Consider the following 17253-nt stretch of genomic DNA (forward strand, 5'->3'; position numbering starts at 1 on the left):
TGTTTTCTTGTTTGTTCAACGCTCTTAATTTTTTTCATTAACTGCTAGCATCCGCTTATAACTGGATATAAATACAGGGAACGCGGATGAAGAGTTATATCTATCAGGACGAAAAATCGCATAAATTCTGGGCGGTGGGGCAGCAAGGTAACGAGTTGCATATCAGTTGGGGAAAAGTTGGCACCCAAGGGCAAAGCCAGATAAAAAGCTTTGCGGATGCTGCGGCGGCGGAAAAAGCGGAACTGAAGCTTATCGCTGAGAAAACGAAAAAAGGCTATGTGGAAGACGCTTCGGCAAACGTACATATCCCCCCCGTCACCAAAGTCACTCCTGAAGTTGAAACTTCACCTGAGAGTAAAAACAAACGCCCATGGCTGGCTGATGATGCAGCCATTCCGCTAACCGACGATATTAACCGATTTGCTTTTCCACATCGCTCTCGCCCCAGAGATATCAATTATCTGCACAAAGATGGCCAAATATGGAAGCGCATCGCGAATAACACGAGGGCATATGACCCCGACAATAATTACCGCTCTTATCCAGAAAACTGGCAGCAGGCTTTTGCTGAGTTACAAATGCGAGTTCAGGGTAATCAACCGACAGGGAGTGCGCAATCTGATGCAGCATTGCTCTGGGGCTTTTGGAACTCTTACTCTCAAGATGAACTGGTCGATGACTTAGTCATTCGCTGTGGTCTGGAAAGTGCCGTTGAAATCGCCCTTCTCGCTCTTCAACTCAAATATAAACCAGTAAAAGGCGCAGTAACCACCATCATTCCACCTAATCACGAAGCAGAATCGCTACCGAGTTGGCATCAACGTCTATGTCATCATCTTTCACTCGCTTCAGAAGATGAGTGGCAACGCTGTGTGGATAAAGTGCTTACTGCTATTCCGACGCTATCCCCCGCACGGCAACCTTTTGCTGCATTACTGATCCCTGAACGCCCGGATATTGCCAATGCTATGGCGCTACATTATGCAGATCAAAACGTCCCTGCGATGACCTGGTTAAGACTGGTGGTAACCAATGACGCTGCTCCCACTACAACCGAAAAATACGACTTCCCACCATTGCATCGTGATTTTCGCGCTTATCTGGCAATGTTGCTGGCGAATAATGGCGTGCGCGGTGTAAGCCGGATACTTACTGAGTTTGTGGAAGAGCATTCTGACAATCCCACTTATCTCTTCGAGCGCATCAGCGAGACTGAAGATCTTGTCAAATGGCTATGGAAAACGAATCACCCGGATGCGATTCAAATTCTGATCCTCGGTGTAAATAGCAAGAAAAAGCACCTGGAATACTTAAGCAAAGCCTGCCAAAAACATCCCGCTGCGGCTATTGCCGCTTATGCAACTTTGCTGGCAATACATGAAGACGCACAGTGGCGCAACGCGCTTGTCAAACTGGTTACCGTCACGCCAGAGTTAGTATGCGACGTCATTCCCTGGGTTAATGCTAAGGCGGCAGGCATATTATCTGAATGTCGTCCTCAGTCAGTCGCTGAAGAATGTGAGTATGCCACTGCGGATATGTTGCCAGAGCTGCTTGTCGCTCCACCGTGGGCAATAAATAAGAAAAAGAATGTAATACCCGTATTTGATTTACCGGTACTTCCCATCCCTTCCGTCACTGACATCACACCTGGAATTACAGAGTTAATCAGTCACACTGACATATCCAGATTCAGTGAAATCGCGAAATATCAGGCATCACAGCAAACCTTATTTACCGATCTGCCACTAATTGAAAAGGAAAGCTGGGAAACGTCTTTCATCCCTTTAACGCCAGAACAGCAAATCCTTTGGCTACTGGGGTTTAAGGAATGGAGCAGAACCGGAGAAGAACAATACGAAAAAAACAATAATGCCACAAAGCGCAGTTGAGGCCCTGTTACGTTTCGATTTCCCCGCGCTGAAAGCAGAATGCGCAGGTAATCAGTGGCGAAGGTGAAGATAATGTGCTGACGTTATCACTGCCAGCTTCAGCCAGTGCGCCCTTTGCTGTTGAACGCATGGCAGCTCTGTTACAACAAACAGAAGATCCCGTTAGTCTGGTTTCTGGGTTTATCAATTTTGCTGAGGGGCAATTGACACTGGAACCACGAGTAATGATGACGCAAACCCTCGCCTGGGCGCTGGACGCAGAAACTGCGCCTGTGGCACCGCTACCTTCTGCCAGCGTTTTGCCTGTGCCGTCTACCGCTCATCAGTTGCTGATGCGCTGCCAGGCGTTACTTATTCAACTGCTCCATAACGGCTGGCGCTATCAGGAACAGAGTGCTATTGGTCAGGCAGAGTTGCTGGCGAATGACCTCACTGCGGTGGGTTTTTATCGGCTGGCACATGTGTTGGGACAATTTCGTAATACAGAAGGCGAGGCACGGGGAGATGCAATGAATAACTGCGTTTTGCTTTGCGAACAATTATTAACCTTGCTTGAGTAACAAGGACAAATAGTGCTTTTTACAAAGAGTTCTACTCCAGTTCCGGACTGCTCACGCCAAGGTATTAGGCATATCCTATATGGCCCCTGGTGTGGTCACCAGTTCCTTGATTAAATAAAATGGAGTTTTACATGAAGGCTTTCAATAAGCTGTTTTCCCTTGTTGTTGCATCTGTTCTGGTTTTCTCTCTTGCTGGCTGCGGTGACAAAGAAGAATCGAAGAAATTTAGCGCTAATCTGAACGGTACTGAAATTGCTATTACCTATGTCTACAAAGGTGACAAGGTTCTTAAGCAATCTTCTGAAACCAAAATTCAATTTGCCTCCATTGGTGCAACCACCAAAGAAGATGCTGCCAAGACACTTGAGCCGTTAAGTGCCAAATATAAAAATATCCCTGGCGTTGAAGAAAAATTAACCTTTACCGATACTTATGCTCAGGAAAACGTGACTATCGATATGGAAAAAGTTGATTTTAAAGCCCTGCAGGGTATTTCAGGTATCAACGTTTCTGCTGAAGATGCCAAAAAAGGTATCACTATGGCGCAAATGGAACTGGTGATGAAAGCCGCTGGTTTTAAAGAAGTGAAATAATCTGTCGGCGGCCATGTTTTTCGCATGGCCGCCATGCCCGTCTTAGCTTTTCTTCACATGCTGGCGCGCTGCCAGTCCACGCAAAAAATAACGTAAAAATTGATCGCCGCATTCGCGGAAGTTTTTATGATCCGGTGCACGCATCATCGCCGTAATTTCCGGCATCGAAACGCGGAACTGCTGTTCGGTAAGGATCGCCAGAATATCATCAGTTTTCAGCGAAAACGCGATACGTAATTTTTTCAGCACGATGTTGTTATTAATGCGACGTTCCGGCTCCAGTGCCGGCGCTGACTCATCCTTGCCACGTTTTTCATAAATCAGGCCATTCAGGAATGAAGACAGAACAATGTCCGGACAACGCTGAAACCCTTCTTCGTCTTCTTTGCGTAGCCAGACGGCGATCTGTTCCGCAGTGGCTTCGACATTACCCAGCGCCAGAATGCGCACCAGGTCGTTATTATTGGCTTTCAAAATGTAGCGCACGCTGCGCAGAATATCATTACTAAGCATGAGGCCTTCAGGTGTTGATGAGGCAAAAAGCCATTTTAGCAGTCTTTTACAGGCCAATCGCCTCTTTTAAACTTTTCAGATAGCGGCGGCTGACAGGGACGGTTAAACCATTACGCAAAATCAACTCAGCCTGACCGTTATCTTCCAGGCGAATCTCCTGTAAATGCGCGAGGTTAACCAGATACTGACGATGGCAGCGCAGTAGTGGTGTACGGCTCTCCAGGGTGCGCAAAGTCAGTTCGGTAAAACCTTCTTTCCCTTCGTGGCTGGTAACGTAGACACCGCTCATCCGACTGCTGACAAATGCTACATCTCTCATTTGCAGCAAATAAATCCGACTATGCCCCGTACAAGGGATAAATTTCAGCGCCTGTTGATTTTCCGGTAACAGCGAAACATCCTGCTTGCTGCGCTCCTGACGCAAACGCGCCAGCGTTTTCTCCAGCCGCGCTTCATCAATTGGCTTCAGGAGATAATCAAATGCATGTTCTTCAAAGGCTTTAATGGCGTATTCGTCAAACGCGGTGAGAAAAACGATATACGGACGATGTTCCGGGTCGAGCATTCCCACCATTTCCAGACCACTGATGCGCGGCATCTGGATATCGAGGAACAGCACGTCCGGGCGCAGTTTATGCACCGCGCCGATCCCTTCTACAGCGTTTGAACACTCGCCGACAATTTCAATATCACTCTGCTCCTGCAAAAATACGCGCAGGTTCTCCCGTGCTAACGGTTCGTCATCGACAATTAAGACTTTAATCATGCCTCGTCCCTCCATGGCAGTCGTAACGTTATTCGGGTGTAATTATCAGGTTCACAGGCGACGCTTATCCCATAGTCATCGCCAAACCGTTCACGTAAACGCTTATCCACCAGATTCATCCCCAGCCCGCTGGCATTGGTTACCGGTTGATACAAGCCAGCATTGTCTTCGATCTCCAGCATCAAATGTTGCCCCTCACGTCGGGCGCTGATTGCTACTCGCCCTGTATCCAGCAGTTGTGATGTCCCATGTTTAATGGCGTTTTCCACAATCGGTTGCAGGGTAAACGCGGGCAATTGCTGCTGGGATAATTCTTGCGGAATAGCAATGCTGACCTGCAACCGCGACTGGAAGCGCGCCTTTTCAATTTGCAGATAAGCGTTCACATGTTCAATTTCGTCGGCGAGAGTAACAAACTCCGAAGGCCGCTTTAAGTTTTTACGGAAAAAAGTGGAAAGATACTGCACCAGCTGACTGGCCTGTTCGCTGTCGCGTCGGATCACCGCTTTAATGGTGTTAAGCGCATTGAACAGAAAATGGGGGTTCACCTGGGCGTGAAGCAGTTTGATCTCTGACTGGGTGAGCATCGCTTTTTGCCGCTCATATTGCCCGGCGAGGATCTGCGCCGAAAGCAGTTGCGCAATCCCCTCGCCCAGCGTGCGGTTGATTGAACTGAATAAACGGTTTTTGGCTTCATACAATTTGATGGTACCCATCACCCGCTGATTTTCACCACGCAACGGAATTACCAGCGTCGAACCCAGTTTGCATTGCGGATGCAACGAGCAACGGTAAGGCACTTCGTTGCCATCGGCGTAGACCACTTCACCGGTTTCAATCGCTTTTAAGGTATAAGTCGAAGAAATCGGTTTGCCGGGTAAATGGTGGTCGTCACCAATTCCGGTAAAGGCCAGCAATTTCTCTCGATCGGTAATCGCGACTGCACCAATATCCAGCTCCTGATACAGCACCTGTGCCACTTTCATGCTGTTCACTTCGTTAAACCCCTGGCGCAAAATGCCTTCCGTCGAGGCAGCCACTTTCAGCGCAGTAGCAGAAAAAGCCGAAGTGTATTTTTCAAACATCGCGCGTTTATCGAGCAATATACGCATAAACAGCGCCGCGCCGACGGTATTGGTGACCATCATTGGCGCAGCAATATTACTCACCAGACGCACCGCATCTTCATAAGGTCGGGCGATCGCCAGGATGATCAACATTTGCACCATTTCAGCGACGAACGTGACGGCACCGGCGGTAATGGGGTTAAAGACTTTATCAGTGCGCCCGCGACGGATCAGGATGCTGTGTACCAGGCCGCCGAGCAATCCTTCAACGATGGTCGAGATCATGCAACTTAGCGCGGTCATGCCCCCCATCGAATATCGATGTAACCCGCCGGTCAGACCAACCAGCCCACCGACGACCGGACCGCCGAGTAAGCCGCCCATTACCGCGCCTATCGCACGGGTATTGGCAATAGAATCGTCAATATGCAGCCCAAACCAGGTGCCCATGATGCAGAAGATGGAAAAGACGATGTAGCAGAGAAATTTATGCGGCAGACGAACCGTGACCTGCATTAACGGTATGAATAATGGCGTTTTACTCATTAACCACGCAATGACTAAAAAAACGCACATCTGCTGAAGCAGCAGCAACACCAGATTAAAATCGTACATACCCGCAAACCACACTTCCCTTTAAAACGCGTAACATACATTGCCTGCGTTTAACTTTCTTTGAACTCTTGCAGAAAAATGAGAATTCGTGAGTACGATCACTCAAAATCGCCTGGCAAAAATAAAATCACCCTATAGATGAACAAAAAACGGGCAAAACTACCTGGTTCGCAAAACTGCGTCTAAAGTTAAACTGGGACCTCGCGAGCAAGGGTGAGACGATGGCGCTTTACACAATTGGTGAAGTGGCGTTGCTTTGTGATATTAACCCTGTCACGTTACGCGCGTGGCAGAGGCGTTACGGATTGCTGAAACCGCAACGGACAGACGGCGGTCATCGGCTGTTCAATGATGCCGATATTGACCGGATCCGCGAGATCAAACGCTGGATCGACAACGGCGTGCAGGTCAGCAAAGTTAAAATGCTGCTCAGTAATGAAAATGTTGATGTGCAGAACGGCTGGCGCGATCAGCAAGAAACATTACTGACTTACCTGCAAAGCGGCAATCTGCATAGCCTGCGAACGTGGATCAAAGAGCGCGGTCAGGATTACCCCGCCCAGACACTCACCACGCACCTGTTTATTCCTCTGCGCCGACGACTTCAGTGCCAACAACCGACTCTCCAGGCGCTGCTGGCGATCCTCGACGGCGTACTGATCAACTACATCGCCATTTGTCTGGCTTCGGCACGTAAAAAACAAGGTAAAGATGCGCTGGTGGTTGGCTGGAATATTCAGGATACCACCCGTCTGTGGCTAGAGGGCTGGATTGCCAGTCAACAAGGATGGCGCATTGATGTCCTCGCCCACTCGCTCAATCAACTACGCCCTGAACTGTTCGAAGGCCGTACATTGCTGGTGTGGTGCGGTGAAAATCGAACCTCTGCCCAACAGCAGCAACTTACCAGTTGGCAGGAACAAGGCCATGATATTTTCCCACTCGGCATTTAATGATTCGTTAACAAATGCGCTTTACTGTACAATCCTTTCGTTAACATAAGGAGTGCATTATGCGCATAGCTAAAATTGGGGTCATCGCCCTGTTCCTTTTTATGGCGTTAGGCGGAATTGGTGGCGTCATGCTCGCAGGTTATACCTTTATTTTGCGTGCTGGCTAAGCGCCTGCACCAGCCTTTCAAACAGGCGGTCTGCGATGATCGCCGCCAGTGCCACCAGTAACGCCCCCTGGATCACATACGCGGTATTAAATCCGCTAAGCCCGATGATGATGGGCGTACCCAGCGTGCTGGCCCCTACCGTTGAGGCGATCGTCGCCGTACCAATGTTGATAATCACCGAAGTTCGCACACCCGCCAGAATCACCGGAGCCGCCAGCGGTAGCTCGACCTTACGCAGTTGCTGTCCACGGCTCATTCCCATACCCTTAGCAACTTCTGTCACGCTGGCATCAATCGCTCCCAGCCCGGCAAGTGTCGCCTGCAGGACGGGCAGCACACCGTACAGGATCAAGGCGATAATCGCGGGTTGCAGACCAAACCCAATCACCGGAACGGCAATCGCCAGCACCGCAACGGGCGGAAAAGTCTGCCCAACGGCGGCAATAGTTTCCACCAGTGGGCGAAATTCCGCGCCCCACGGGCGAGTAACAATAATTCCGGCACCTGTGCCAATGATCACCGCAAACAAACTCGAAATTCCCACCAGCCAGAAATGAGCCAGTGCCAGAGCAGCAAAACTTTCTTGCTGATAAACGGGGCGTGGCAGTTGTGGGAACAAGGCAGAAAACAGCGGCTGGCTGTAAGGCAGCCAGAAAATCAGTGCCACAAACAAAGCAATGAGCCAGAACAGCGGATCGCGCAACATCTTCATACGCTTACGCCTCCACCAGCAGATCCTGAAAATGCAGCGTGCCGCAAGGCTCGCCCTGCGTGTTCACCACCGGCAGCACTTCACAACCCCGCGCGACAAACAGGGAGAGCGCATCGCGTAGCGTCATCTCTTCTGCCAGTGCCTCACCTTCTGCCCGTTCTTCGCGACGCACGTAATCCGCCACGCTACGTAACGAAAGCAGGCGGACCCCCAGTTCACTATGCCCAAAAAACTGGCGGACGAAATCATTCGCCGGACGAGTCAGCATCGTCAGCGGATTGCCCTGCTGCACCACTTCACCGTGATCCATCAATACCAGATGTTCTGCCAGCCGTAGCGCCTCATCAATATCATGAGTGACCAGCACAATGGTACGCCCCAACAAACGGTGAATACGCGTCATCTCTTGTTGCAACGCGCCGCGCGTTACCGGGTCCAGTGCGCCAAAGGGTTCATCCATCAATAAGACTTGCGGATCGGCAGCCAGTGCGCGCGCCACTCCCACACGTTGCTGCTGACCGCCGGAAAGCTGATGCGGATAACGCTCACGCAAATTTGGCTCCAGCCCCAGTAGCGCCATTAATTCGTCAATACGGTCGTCGATCCGCGCCCGAGGCCATTTTTGTAATTGCGGCACAGTAGCAATGTTTTGCGCCACGCTCCAGTGGGGAAACAGGCCAATAGATTGAATGGCATAGCCCATCCGGCGGCGTAACTCCAGCACTGGCAGCGAGCGAATTTCTTCTCCGGCAAAGCGGATCACGCCACTGTCATGCTCCACCAGGCGGTTAATCATTTTCAGAGTGGTGGATTTACCGGAGCCTGATGTACCAATCAGCACCGAAAAACTCCCCTCCTGAAAATTGAGATTGAGATCGTTAACGGCTTTTTGTGTGCCGAACAGTTTGCTGACATGGCTAAATTCAATCATTACGTTTCACCTTCAGCAGTGCGATAAGCAAATCGAACAGCGCGTCGATCAGCACCGCCAGAACAATTACCGGGATCACCCCCAGCAACACTAAATCAATGGCACTGCTTAGCAGCCCCTGGAAAACCAGCGCACCAAAACCGCCTGCGCCGATTAACGCCGCAATCACCGCCATGCCGACGGTTTGCACCATCACCACCCGCAGGCTGCGCAGAAATACCGGTAACGCCAGCGGTAACTGAACATGCAGGAATCGCTGCGCCCCGCTCATGCCCATCGCTCTGGCGCTCTCCAGCACATCGCGCGGGATCTGGTTCAAGCCGACTACCACACCGCGCACCAGCGGCAGCAAGGCATAGAGCACCAGCGCAATCAGTGCGGGTGTCATTCCGGTTCCTGCTATGCCGAGCTTACCCAGCCACGGAAAGGCCGTAACCAGCGCGGCAAGCGGCGCAATCAACAGGCCAAAGAGCGCCACCGAAGGCACGGTCTGAATGACATTCAGCAGAGAAAAAATCGCCCCCTGCCGCGCAGTGGAAAAGTAGCACCAGACGCCCAGCGGCACACCAATCACTAACGCAGGCAGCACCGCACCAAACAGCAACGTCAGATGTTGCGCCAGCGCGTCATTAAACACATCCTGACGGTTGGCGTATTCTTTCATTAGCGAAAGATCGTTAAGCGTGCCGGAGTACAGCAACCACAGCGGAATGATGGCAATCTGCATATGCAACAACCAGCGCCACAGCGGATGCGTGGAAATTCGGCGGATGGCATCGCTACAGGCCAGCAGTGCCAGCGCCGCAGCCAGCCAGAAACCACTGCCGAGGCTGGTACGCGCCAGCGCACTGCCATTTTGCGCCAGTTGTGTCGCCGCCTTTCCTGCCCCCCATACCAGCAACACGAAGACGAGTTGCGCCAGGATGAGTGCAAAAATGCTGCCTTTTCTACCGGGAATAAAACAGGCTGTCAGCCAGGCGCAACATACGCCCACCAGCATCCAGATCGTTTGCGGCCACAACTGCCAGAGATGACGCCCCTCACCAGAGACTAAACGATTAGGCGCGTAACTGATAAACGGCAGCGCCGCTGCGATTGCCGTCAGCAACAGCAGCAGCGCCAGAACAGGATTAATACGGAAATAAGTCACGGGAAATTACTTCGTCCACCCTTTTTGTTTCAGGTAGTCGGCAGCCACTTTTTTGGCATCCAGACCTTCCACAGCAATGCTGGCATTCAGTTGCTGCAATGTTTTTGCATCGAGGCTGGCGAAGACTGGCTGTAGCCACTGTGCCATTTGCGGATACTCCTTCAACACCGATTCACGCACCACTGGTGCAGGCGCGTAGATAGGTTGCACGCCTTGCGGATCGCTTAAGGTTTGCAGCCCCAGCGCCGCGACCGGGCCGTCAGTGCCGTAAGCCATCGCCGCATTAACGCCGGATGTTTGCTGGGCAGCAGCTTTGATTGTCACCGCAGTGTCGCCACCGGCCAGTGACAGCAACTGATCCTGACTGAGCTTAAAGCCATAGGCTTTTTCAAAAGCGGGTAAGGCATCGGCGCGTTCGATAAACTCTGCTGAGGCCGCCAGTTTGAAGGTGCCACCGTCTTTCAGATAACGACTCAGGTCGGCAAGCGAAGTGAGTTTGTTTTTCTCTGCAACATCCTGACGCACGGCGATGGTCCAGGTGTTATTTGCAGGCGCAGGCGTCAGCCAGATTAACTTGTTTTGTTCTGCATCGAGCTTTTTGACTTTCTCGTAGCCTTGCCCGGCATTTTTCCACGCCGCATCGTTTTCATCTTTAAAGAAAAACGCGCCATTGCCGGTATATTCCGGATAGATATCCAGTTCACCGGAAGTAATCGCCCCGCGCACCACCGGCGTGGTTCCCAACTGGACTTTATTCACCGTCGGTACGCCGTGGCTTTCCAGCACTTGCAAAATAATGTTGCCGAGTAGCGCGCCTTCGGTATCGATTTTCGAACCGACTTTAACGGGGGAAGCCGCCTGTAGCGGCAGGCTCACGGCTGCCAACAAAACCAGTGAACCTGCCCAGAGCTTTGAGAGTGGCATGATGCTTTCCTCATTCTTTTACTGTTGTTTTCAGCGAATTAAGAGAAAAGCATAGTTGATAATGGCGGGGTTAGCCTGAGCGGAAGGATTCAGTTGCAGAATCAGATAAATACTTAAAGGGCATATTTTGCCCGTCGTTTCTTGCCGGATGCGGCGTAAACGCCTTATCCAGCCTACAAACAGCGAAAATTCAAGAGGTTAAAAACCCCTGAAGGCCTGATAAGCGCAACGCATCAGGCAAAGGGCGCAGACGTCGCGCCCTGACTAAAGCATTACAGCAATTCAAACTCGCCTTTCTTAACGCGCGCGGAATCGGTGCCGATGAAGACATTGAACTTGCCAGGCTCGGCGTCATATTTCATCTGTTGATTCCAGAACTTCAGCGCCTCAATATCGATCGGGAAGCTGACGGTCTGAGTTTCGCCCGGTTTCAGGGTGATTTTCTCAAAGCCTTTCAGTTGCTTCACCGGACGACTCATGGAAGCGGTCACATCCTGCAAGTACATCTGCACTACCGTCGCCCCTTCGCGCTTACCGGTGTTCGTCACCTGCACACTGGCGGTCACTTTGCCGTCACGCTTCATGGTCGGCGCAGAAAGTTTCACATCAGAGACGGTGAAGGTGGTATAGCTCAGACCATAGCCGAACGGATACAGCGCCCCGTTAGCTTCATCAAAATAACGCGAAGTGTATTTGTTCGGCTTGTCGGCATTATACGGCCGACCGGTATTCAGATGGCTGTAGTACACCGGGATCTGCCCGACAGAACGCGGGAAGGACATCGGCAGCTTGCCCGACGGGTTGTAATCGCCAAACAACACATCGGCAATCGCATTACCGCCTTCAGTCCCCGCAAACCAGGTTTCCAGAATCGCATCAGCCTGCTGATCTTCTTTCACCAGCGCCAGTGGACGTCCGTTCATCAGCACCAGCACCAGCGGTTTACCGGTGGCTTTCAGCGCCGCAATCAAGTCACGTTGGCTTTGTGGAATAGTAATATCGGTACGGCTGGAAGCCTCGTGCGCCATCCCCTGAGCTTCACCGACCACAGCCACCACCACATCAGATTGTTTTGCGGTTTGCACCGCTTCATCAATCATCTCTTGGGGCGAACGCGGATCGACTTTGACCGCCTCTTCATACTGATTCAGGAAATCGATAATGCCTTTGTCACTGGTAACGTTCGCCCCTTTGGCGTACAGCACTTTACCGTTTTCACCGACGGCATTTTTAATCCCGGTCAGTACGGTCACGGATTGATCGGCAACACCGGCTGCGGACCAGCTGCCCATCACGTCACGTTTGCTGTCCGCCAGTGGCCCAACCACCGCAATGGTGGCTGATTTTTTCAGCGGTAACGTTTCGAGACGGTTTTTCAGCAACACCAGGCTTTCGCGTGCCACTTCACGCGCTTCTTTGCGGTGCAGGCGGCTTTCGGCATTGGTATCCACCGGGTCAGACTCTTTCGGACCGAGATGGCTGTACGGGTCGTTAAACAACCCCATATCATATTTCACGTTCAGTACATGACGGGCAGCGTCATCCAGCTCTTCCATCGTCACTTTGCCGGATTTGATCAACCCAGGCAGATACTTCGAGTAATACTCGTCGCTCATACTCATGTTGATGCCGGATTTCAGTGCCACGCGCACCGCATCTTCCGGGTCTGCCGCCGTGCCATGTTTAATCAGCTCTTTGATTGCGCCGTGATCGGAAACGGTGATGCCTTTAAAGCCCCACTGGTCGCGCAGAACATCTTTCAGCAGCCAAGAGTCGGAGGTGGCTGGCGTGCCGTTCAGCGAGTTCAGCGCCACCATCACCGCGCCGCTGCCTGCATCCAGCCCCGCTTTGTACGGCGGCATATAGTCGTTAAACAGGCGCTGCGGACTCATATCGACGGTGTTGTACTCTTTACCACCTTCTACCGCGCCGTAAGCGGCAAAGTGTTTGACGCTGGTCATCACCGAGTAGCGATCTGCCGGGCTTTTACCCTGCATCGCTTCCACCATAGTCTTACCCATAATCGAAGTGAGATACGTATCTTCCCCAAAACCTTCGGAAGCACGTCCCCAGCGCGGATCGCGCGAGACATCGACCATCGGTGCCCAGGTCATGTTCAGGCCATCATCTGCGGCTTCATAAGCAGAGACACGCCCGACCGTTTTCACCGCATCGAGGTTAAAAGACGAGGCCAGACCGAGGCTAATCGGGAACACCGTGCGCTGACCGTGCAGCACGTCGTAAGCAAAGAAAAGAGGAATTTTCAGGCGGCTCAGTTCCATCACCTGATCCTGCATGGCGCGGATATCCTGACGGGTTACGGTGTTGAAAATCGCTCCAACCTGCCCGTCTTTGATCATCTCGCGGATCGCCTCTTTCGGGTTATCCGGGCCGACGCTGATTAAGCGCAGCTGACCAATTTTCTCATCAACTGTCATTTTCTTGAGCAGTTCGGTGACGAACGCATCACGCGCTTCAGGCGTTAATGGATGGTTACCGAATAAATCATCCGCCAGTGCTGGTTGCAGGGCCAGACTCACCGCGATACCTACTGAACATAGCCATTTCATATGGATTATTCTTCCTCTGTTGCCCGACGAGGCAGCGAAAATGGTGCAAAAACCGTAGTTTGCCATAAGCATGATGGAGAGAGAAAAAGAATGCTCAGTTTATTGTCTGAATTTTCAAAATATTCACTCGCTGAATTGTCATACAAGGCGCTATGCTAGTTTGTGATATTTTTTCGCCACCACAAGGAGTGGAAAATGTCTTCCATGACAACAACTGATAATAAAGCCTTTTTGAATGAACTTGCCCGTCTGGTCGGTCATTCACACCTGCTCACCGATCCCGCAAAAACGGCCCGCTATCGCAAGGGCTTCCGTTCTGGTCAGGGCGACGCGCTGGCTGTCGTTTTCCCTGGCTCACTACTGGAATTGTGGCGGGTGCTGAAAGCCTGCGTCACCGCCGACAAAATTATTCTGATGCAAGCCGCTAATACCGGCCTGACCGAAGGCTCGACGCCAAACGGTAACGACTATGATCGCGATATCGTGATCATCAGCACCCTGCGTCTCGACAAACTACATGTTCTCGGCAAGGGCGAACAGGTGCTGGCATATCCTGGCACCACACTCTATTCGCTGGAAAAAGCTCTCAAACCGCTGGGACGCGAACCGCACTCAGTGATTGGATCATCGTGTATAGGCGCATCAGTCATCGGCGGTATTTGTAACAACTCCGGCGGCTCGCTGGTACAGCGTGGCCCGGCGTATACCGAAATGTCGTTATTCGCGCGTATAAATGAAGACGGCAAACTGACGCTGGTGAACCATCTGGGGATTGATCTCGGCGAAACGCCGGAGCAGATCCTTAGCAAGCTGGATGACGATCGCATCAAAGATGACGATGTGCGCCACGATGGTCGTCACGCCCACGATTATGACTATGTCCACCGCGTTCGTGATATTGAAGCCGACACACCAGCACGTTATAACGCCGACCCGGATCGCCTGTTTGAATCCTCCGGTTGCGCCGGTAAACTGGCCGTCTTTGCGGTACGTCTTGATACCTTCGAAGCAGAAAAAAATCAGCAGGTGTTTTATATCGGCACCAACCAGCCGGAAGTACTGACCGAAATCCGCCGTCATATTCTGGCTAATTTCGAAAATCTGCCGGTTGCCGGGGAATATATGCACCGGGATATCTACGATATTGCGGAAAAATACGGCAAAGACACCTTCCTGATGATTGATAAGTTAGGCACCGACAAGATGCCGTTCTTCTTTAATCTCAAGGGACGCACCGATGCGATGCTGGAGAAAGTGAAATTCTTCCGTCCGCATTTTACCGACCGTGCGATGCAAAAATTCGGTCACCTGTTCCCCAGCCATTTACCGCCGCGCATGAAAAACTGGCGCGATAAATATGAACATCATCTGCTGTTAAAAATGGCGGGCGATGGCGTCGGTGAAGCAAAATCGTGGCTGGTGGATTATTTCAAACAGGCCGAGGGCGATTTCTTTGTCTGTACGCCGGAGGAAGGCAGCAAAGCGTTTTTACACCGTTTCGCCGCTGCGGGCGCAGCAATTCGTTATCAGGCGGTGCATTCCGATGAAGTCGAAGACATTCTGGCGCTGGATATCGCTCTGCGGCGTAACGACACCGAGTGGTATGAGCATTTACCGCCGGAGATCGACAGTCAGTTGGTGCACAAGCTCTATTACGGCCATTTTATGTGCTATGTCTTCCATCAGGATTACATCGTTAAAAAAGGCGTGGATGTGCATGCGTTGAAAGAACAGATGCTGGAACTGCTACAGCAGCGCGGCGCGCAATACCCTGCCGAGCATAACGTCGGTCATTTGTATAAAGCACCGGAGACGTTGCAGAAGTTCTATCGCGAGAACGATCCGACCAACAGCATGAATCCGGGGATCGGTAAAACCAGTAAGCGGAAAAACTGGCAGGAAGTGGAGTAAATACGGCTGGATGCCTGATGCAAATAGAAGCATCGCATCAGGCATCGTGCACCGAATGCCGGATGCGGCGTGAACGCCTTATCCTGCCTACGGACGCGTCACGTTTGTAGGCCTGATAAGATGCGCAAGCATCGCATCAGGCATTGTGCTCCGAATGCCTGATGCGGCGTAAACGCCTTATCCTGCCTACCCTTAATCGTTCTGTGCCGTCTGCCCCGCCGCCGCCATCTGGGCGGCTTTTTGTTTTTTATAGCTCAACGCTGCTGCCGGAACAGGCATCACTTTACCGGTTTCAATCCAGGTACGCAGGCGGCTGGCATCGGCAAAATGGGTATATTTGCCAAACGCGTCCATCACCACCAACGCTACCGGTTTATTATTGATAACCGTACGCATCACCAGACAATGGCCCGCCGCATTGGTAAAGCCCGTTTTGGTTAACTGAATATTCCAGTTATCGCGATACACCAGATGGTTAGTATTGCGGAACGGCAGCGTATACGTCGGGTTAGAGAAGGTTGCCATATCTTCCCTGGTAGTACTTAACTGACCAATCAACGGATATTGTTTGCTGGCAATGAGCAGTTTGGTTAAGTCACGGGCAGTTGAAACGTTATGCACCGACAATCCGGTCGGTTCAACAAAGCGCGTGTTGTTCATTCCGAGCGATTTCGCTTTCGCATTCATCGCCTTAATAAAGGCTTTGTAACCACCGGGATAATGGTGCGCAAGGCTTGCCGCCGCGCGGTTTTCTGAAGACATCAGCGCCAGCAACAGCATATCTTTACGGCTGATTTCGCTGTTCAGTCGTACGCGCGAATAGACCCCTTTCATCTCCGGCGTCTGGCTGATATCCACTTTCAGTTTTTCATCCAGCGGCAATCGTGCATCCAGCACAACCATCGCGGTCATTAATTTACTGATAGACGCAATCGGACGCACCAAATCCGGGTGGTTCGAATAGATCACTTTGTTGGTATTCAGATCAACAATCATCGCGCTACCGGAGGCAATTTCCGGCTGTGAAGCGGTGGTAGCGGCTGCCGTTTTCGCAACGGCCTGCGGTGCAAAAGGCACAGCCAGCATCAGGGCCAGGCTAAATAAAGAAACTCGAAATTTCGGCATGATGAGCATTCAGATAGTGGTTCACGCGCACAGGTTGCGCACCGCCGGAGTAAGGATTTACTGAGGCTAGCAACGCCATCATAACGAGCAAAAAGTGCGATCGTCAAAGGAGAATCGTGAGGAAATGCTGCATTGCTGACATTTACGCCAGCAATGCAACGCAAAAGAACTTGCTAGAACAAACGATAACCGTAGCCCCATAGTATAACGGTAAGGGCGAGCAGCACTTCCAGTACCAGCACGCCAATCGCCAGCGTCGAACTGGAGAAGCTAAGGCCTTCCTCTTTGTTGATATTCAGGAAGCTCGGAATACCGAGATAAAGCAGGTAGCCGGTGTAAAACAGCGCCACCGTGCCGACCAGCGCACACAACCAGACCAGCGGATAAAGCGCCACCAGACCGCTTAAAAACAGCGGAGTTGCAACGTAGCCCGCAAAGACCATGCAGTGCGCAAGTGACGGACGCTGCGGATAATTGCGCGCCATCCACCAGATGACCCGCCCCATCACCGCGACCCCAGCCAGCATAACGCCATAAAACAAGACGGCCAGCGCCAGTCCGGTAAACCAGGATAACTTCAGGATGGTGCCATCGCCAAAATTCCAGCCAATTTGTGTGGTGCCAATGAAGGCGCAAATCACCGGAATCGCCGCCATCAGCAAAACGTGGTGGGTGTAATGGTGAGAAATCGTTTCGTTTTCGCGATTAATCACCTGCATTTCACGATCGGGATGGGAAAACAGTCCCCAGACATGGCTCATACCGCCCCCTTGTTGTGAGTTCATGAACCTGACAGTTCAAGTA

14 protein-coding genes and 2 pseudogenes are annotated in these 17253 nt (G+C 51.6%); 6 read left to right on the top strand and 10 right to left on the bottom strand.

Annotated features, from left to right (window positions below):
* Window positions 1-86 precede the first annotated feature (86 nt).
* From QUE34_RS12790 to QUE34_RS12800, 3 genes and pseudogenes are all read left to right on the top strand, one after another.
* Window positions 87-1938, top strand: a pseudogene (locus QUE34_RS12790) (WGR domain-containing protein); the annotation flags it as partial.
* Window positions 1931-2452: pseudogene (locus tag QUE34_RS12795) on the top strand (YehQ C-terminal OB-fold domain-containing protein); the annotation flags it as partial. The pseudogenes QUE34_RS12790 and QUE34_RS12795, both read left to right, overlap by 8 nt.
* Before the next feature lie 131 nt (window positions 2453-2583).
* Window positions 2584-3045, top strand: coding sequence for a YehR family lipoprotein (locus tag QUE34_RS12800; RefSeq protein ID WP_001353103.1), 462 nt, complete (start codon window positions 2584-2586; stop codon window positions 3043-3045).
* Window positions 3046-3087: 42 nt separating this feature from the next.
* On the opposite strand, the gene QUE34_RS12805 is transcribed toward QUE34_RS12800, so the two are convergent.
* The 3 genes from QUE34_RS12805 to btsS are packed head-to-tail and all read right to left on the bottom strand — an operon-like array spanning window position 3088 to window position 6006.
* A complete protein-coding gene (locus QUE34_RS12805; protein WP_001295430.1) occupies window positions 3088-3558 on the bottom strand; it encodes a YehS family protein in 471 nt (156 codons plus the stop codon).
* Window positions 3559-3604: 46 nt separating this feature from the next.
* Window positions 3605-4324, bottom strand: a complete 720-nt coding sequence (gene btsR / locus QUE34_RS12810; protein ID WP_001353101.1) for a two-component system response regulator BtsR — start codon at window positions 4322-4324, stop codon at window positions 3605-3607.
* Window positions 4321-6006 (bottom strand): two-component regulatory system sensor histidine kinase BtsS, encoded by a 1686-nt coding sequence (gene btsS, locus QUE34_RS12815; protein WP_045145355.1) that lies wholly within the window; start codon window positions 6004-6006, stop codon window positions 4321-4323. Before btsS ends, btsR begins: the two co-directional genes overlap by 4 nt.
* Before the next feature lie 221 nt (window positions 6007-6227).
* On the opposite strand from btsS, the gene mlrA reads away from it, so the two are divergent.
* The gene (gene mlrA / locus QUE34_RS12820; RefSeq protein ID WP_001240401.1) at window positions 6228-6959 is read left to right on the top strand and encodes an HTH-type transcriptional regulator MlrA; all 732 of its coding nucleotides are present in this window, start codon (window positions 6228-6230) and stop codon (window positions 6957-6959) included.
* A 59-nt stretch (window positions 6960-7018) separates the two neighbouring features.
* Complete coding sequence (locus tag QUE34_RS12825; RefSeq protein ID WP_001216963.1) at window positions 7019-7126, top strand: protein YohO; 108 nt, start codon at window positions 7019-7021, stop codon at window positions 7124-7126.
* Here the strand turns inward: QUE34_RS12825 and yehW are convergent.
* From yehW to bglX, 5 genes are all read right to left on the bottom strand, one after another.
* Window positions 7107-7838, bottom strand: coding sequence for a glycine betaine ABC transporter permease YehW (gene yehW, locus QUE34_RS12830; RefSeq protein WP_039020542.1), 732 nt, complete (start codon window positions 7836-7838; stop codon window positions 7107-7109). The genes QUE34_RS12825 and yehW overlap by 20 nt on opposite strands.
* A 4-nt stretch (window positions 7839-7842) precedes the next feature.
* Window positions 7843-8769, bottom strand: a complete 927-nt coding sequence (gene yehX / locus QUE34_RS12835; RefSeq protein WP_045145353.1) for a glycine betaine ABC transporter ATP binding protein YehX — start codon at window positions 8767-8769, stop codon at window positions 7843-7845.
* Entirely contained in the window at window positions 8762-9919 is a 1158-nt protein-coding gene (yehY, locus tag QUE34_RS12840; RefSeq protein WP_045145352.1) for a glycine betaine ABC transporter permease YehY, read from the bottom strand. The genes yehX and yehY overlap by 8 nt, the downstream gene beginning before the upstream one ends.
* Window positions 9920-9925: 6 nt before the next feature.
* Window positions 9926-10843, bottom strand: coding sequence for a glycine betaine ABC transporter substrate-binding protein OsmF (osmF, locus tag QUE34_RS12845; protein ID WP_045145351.1), 918 nt, complete (start codon window positions 10841-10843; stop codon window positions 9926-9928).
* 272 nt (window positions 10844-11115) lie between these two features.
* A complete protein-coding gene (bglX, locus tag QUE34_RS12850; RefSeq protein WP_000871488.1) occupies window positions 11116-13413 on the bottom strand; it encodes a beta-glucosidase BglX in 2298 nt (765 codons plus the stop codon).
* Between the two features lie 195 nt (window positions 13414-13608).
* Between bglX and dld the strand changes: the two genes are divergently transcribed.
* Window positions 13609-15324 (top strand): D-lactate dehydrogenase, encoded by a 1716-nt coding sequence (gene dld / locus QUE34_RS12855; protein ID WP_000097369.1) that lies wholly within the window; start codon window positions 13609-13611, stop codon window positions 15322-15324.
* Window positions 15325-15516: 192 nt separating this feature from the next.
* On the opposite strand, the gene pbpG is transcribed toward dld, so the two are convergent.
* A complete protein-coding gene (pbpG, locus tag QUE34_RS12860; RefSeq protein WP_001319943.1) occupies window positions 15517-16449 on the bottom strand; it encodes a D-alanyl-D-alanine endopeptidase in 933 nt (310 codons plus the stop codon).
* A gap of 173 nt (window positions 16450-16622) precedes the next feature.
* Window positions 16623-17210 carry a Yip1 family protein gene (locus tag QUE34_RS12865; RefSeq protein WP_001295454.1) on the bottom strand — a complete coding sequence of 196 codons (588 nt, stop codon included), beginning with the start codon at window positions 17208-17210 and terminating at the stop codon, window positions 16623-16625.
* Window positions 17211-17253: the final 43 nt, after the last annotated feature.

It is taken from the genome of Escherichia sp. KS167_9B (assembly GCF_030295215.1).
In the GTDB taxonomy this organism is placed as follows: domain Bacteria; phylum Pseudomonadota; class Gammaproteobacteria; order Enterobacterales; family Enterobacteriaceae; genus Escherichia; species Escherichia coli_F.

What these genes read in the sequence shown, in the direction of transcription:
- pbpG (WP_001319943.1), bottom strand. Translation starts at nt 16,449, where the DNA reads ATGCCGAAATTTCGAGTTTCTTTATTTAGCCTGGCCCTGATGCTGGCT.
- QUE34_RS12800 (WP_001353103.1), top strand. Translation starts at nt 2,584, where the DNA reads ATGAAGGCTTTCAATAAGCTGTTTTCCCTTGTTGTTGCATCTGTTCTG.
- yehW (WP_039020542.1), bottom strand. Translation starts at nt 7,838, where the DNA reads ATGAAGATGTTGCGCGATCCGCTGTTCTGGCTCATTGCTTTGTTTGTG.
- bglX (WP_000871488.1), bottom strand. Translation starts at nt 13,413, where the DNA reads ATGAAATGGCTATGTTCAGTAGGTATCGCGGTGAGTCTGGCCCTGCAA.
- btsR (WP_001353101.1), bottom strand. Translation starts at nt 4,324, where the DNA reads ATGATTAAAGTCTTAATTGTCGATGACGAACCGTTAGCACGGGAGAAC.
- QUE34_RS12825 (WP_001216963.1), top strand. Translation starts at nt 7,019, where the DNA reads ATGCGCATAGCTAAAATTGGGGTCATCGCCCTGTTCCTTTTTATGGCG.
- dld (WP_000097369.1), top strand. Translation starts at nt 13,609, where the DNA reads ATGTCTTCCATGACAACAACTGATAATAAAGCCTTTTTGAATGAACTT.
- osmF (WP_045145351.1), bottom strand. Translation starts at nt 10,843, where the DNA reads ATGCCACTCTCAAAGCTCTGGGCAGGTTCACTGGTTTTGTTGGCAGCC.
- btsS (WP_045145355.1), bottom strand. Translation starts at nt 6,006, where the DNA reads ATGTACGATTTTAATCTGGTGTTGCTGCTGCTTCAGCAGATGTGCGTT.
- QUE34_RS12865 (WP_001295454.1), bottom strand. Translation starts at nt 17,210, where the DNA reads ATGAGCCATGTCTGGGGACTGTTTTCCCATCCCGATCGTGAAATGCAG.
- QUE34_RS12805 (WP_001295430.1), bottom strand. Translation starts at nt 3,558, where the DNA reads ATGCTTAGTAATGATATTCTGCGCAGCGTGCGCTACATTTTGAAAGCC.
- yehX (WP_045145353.1), bottom strand. Translation starts at nt 8,769, where the DNA reads ATGATTGAATTTAGCCATGTCAGCAAACTGTTCGGCACACAAAAAGCC.
- mlrA (WP_001240401.1), top strand. Translation starts at nt 6,228, where the DNA reads ATGGCGCTTTACACAATTGGTGAAGTGGCGTTGCTTTGTGATATTAAC.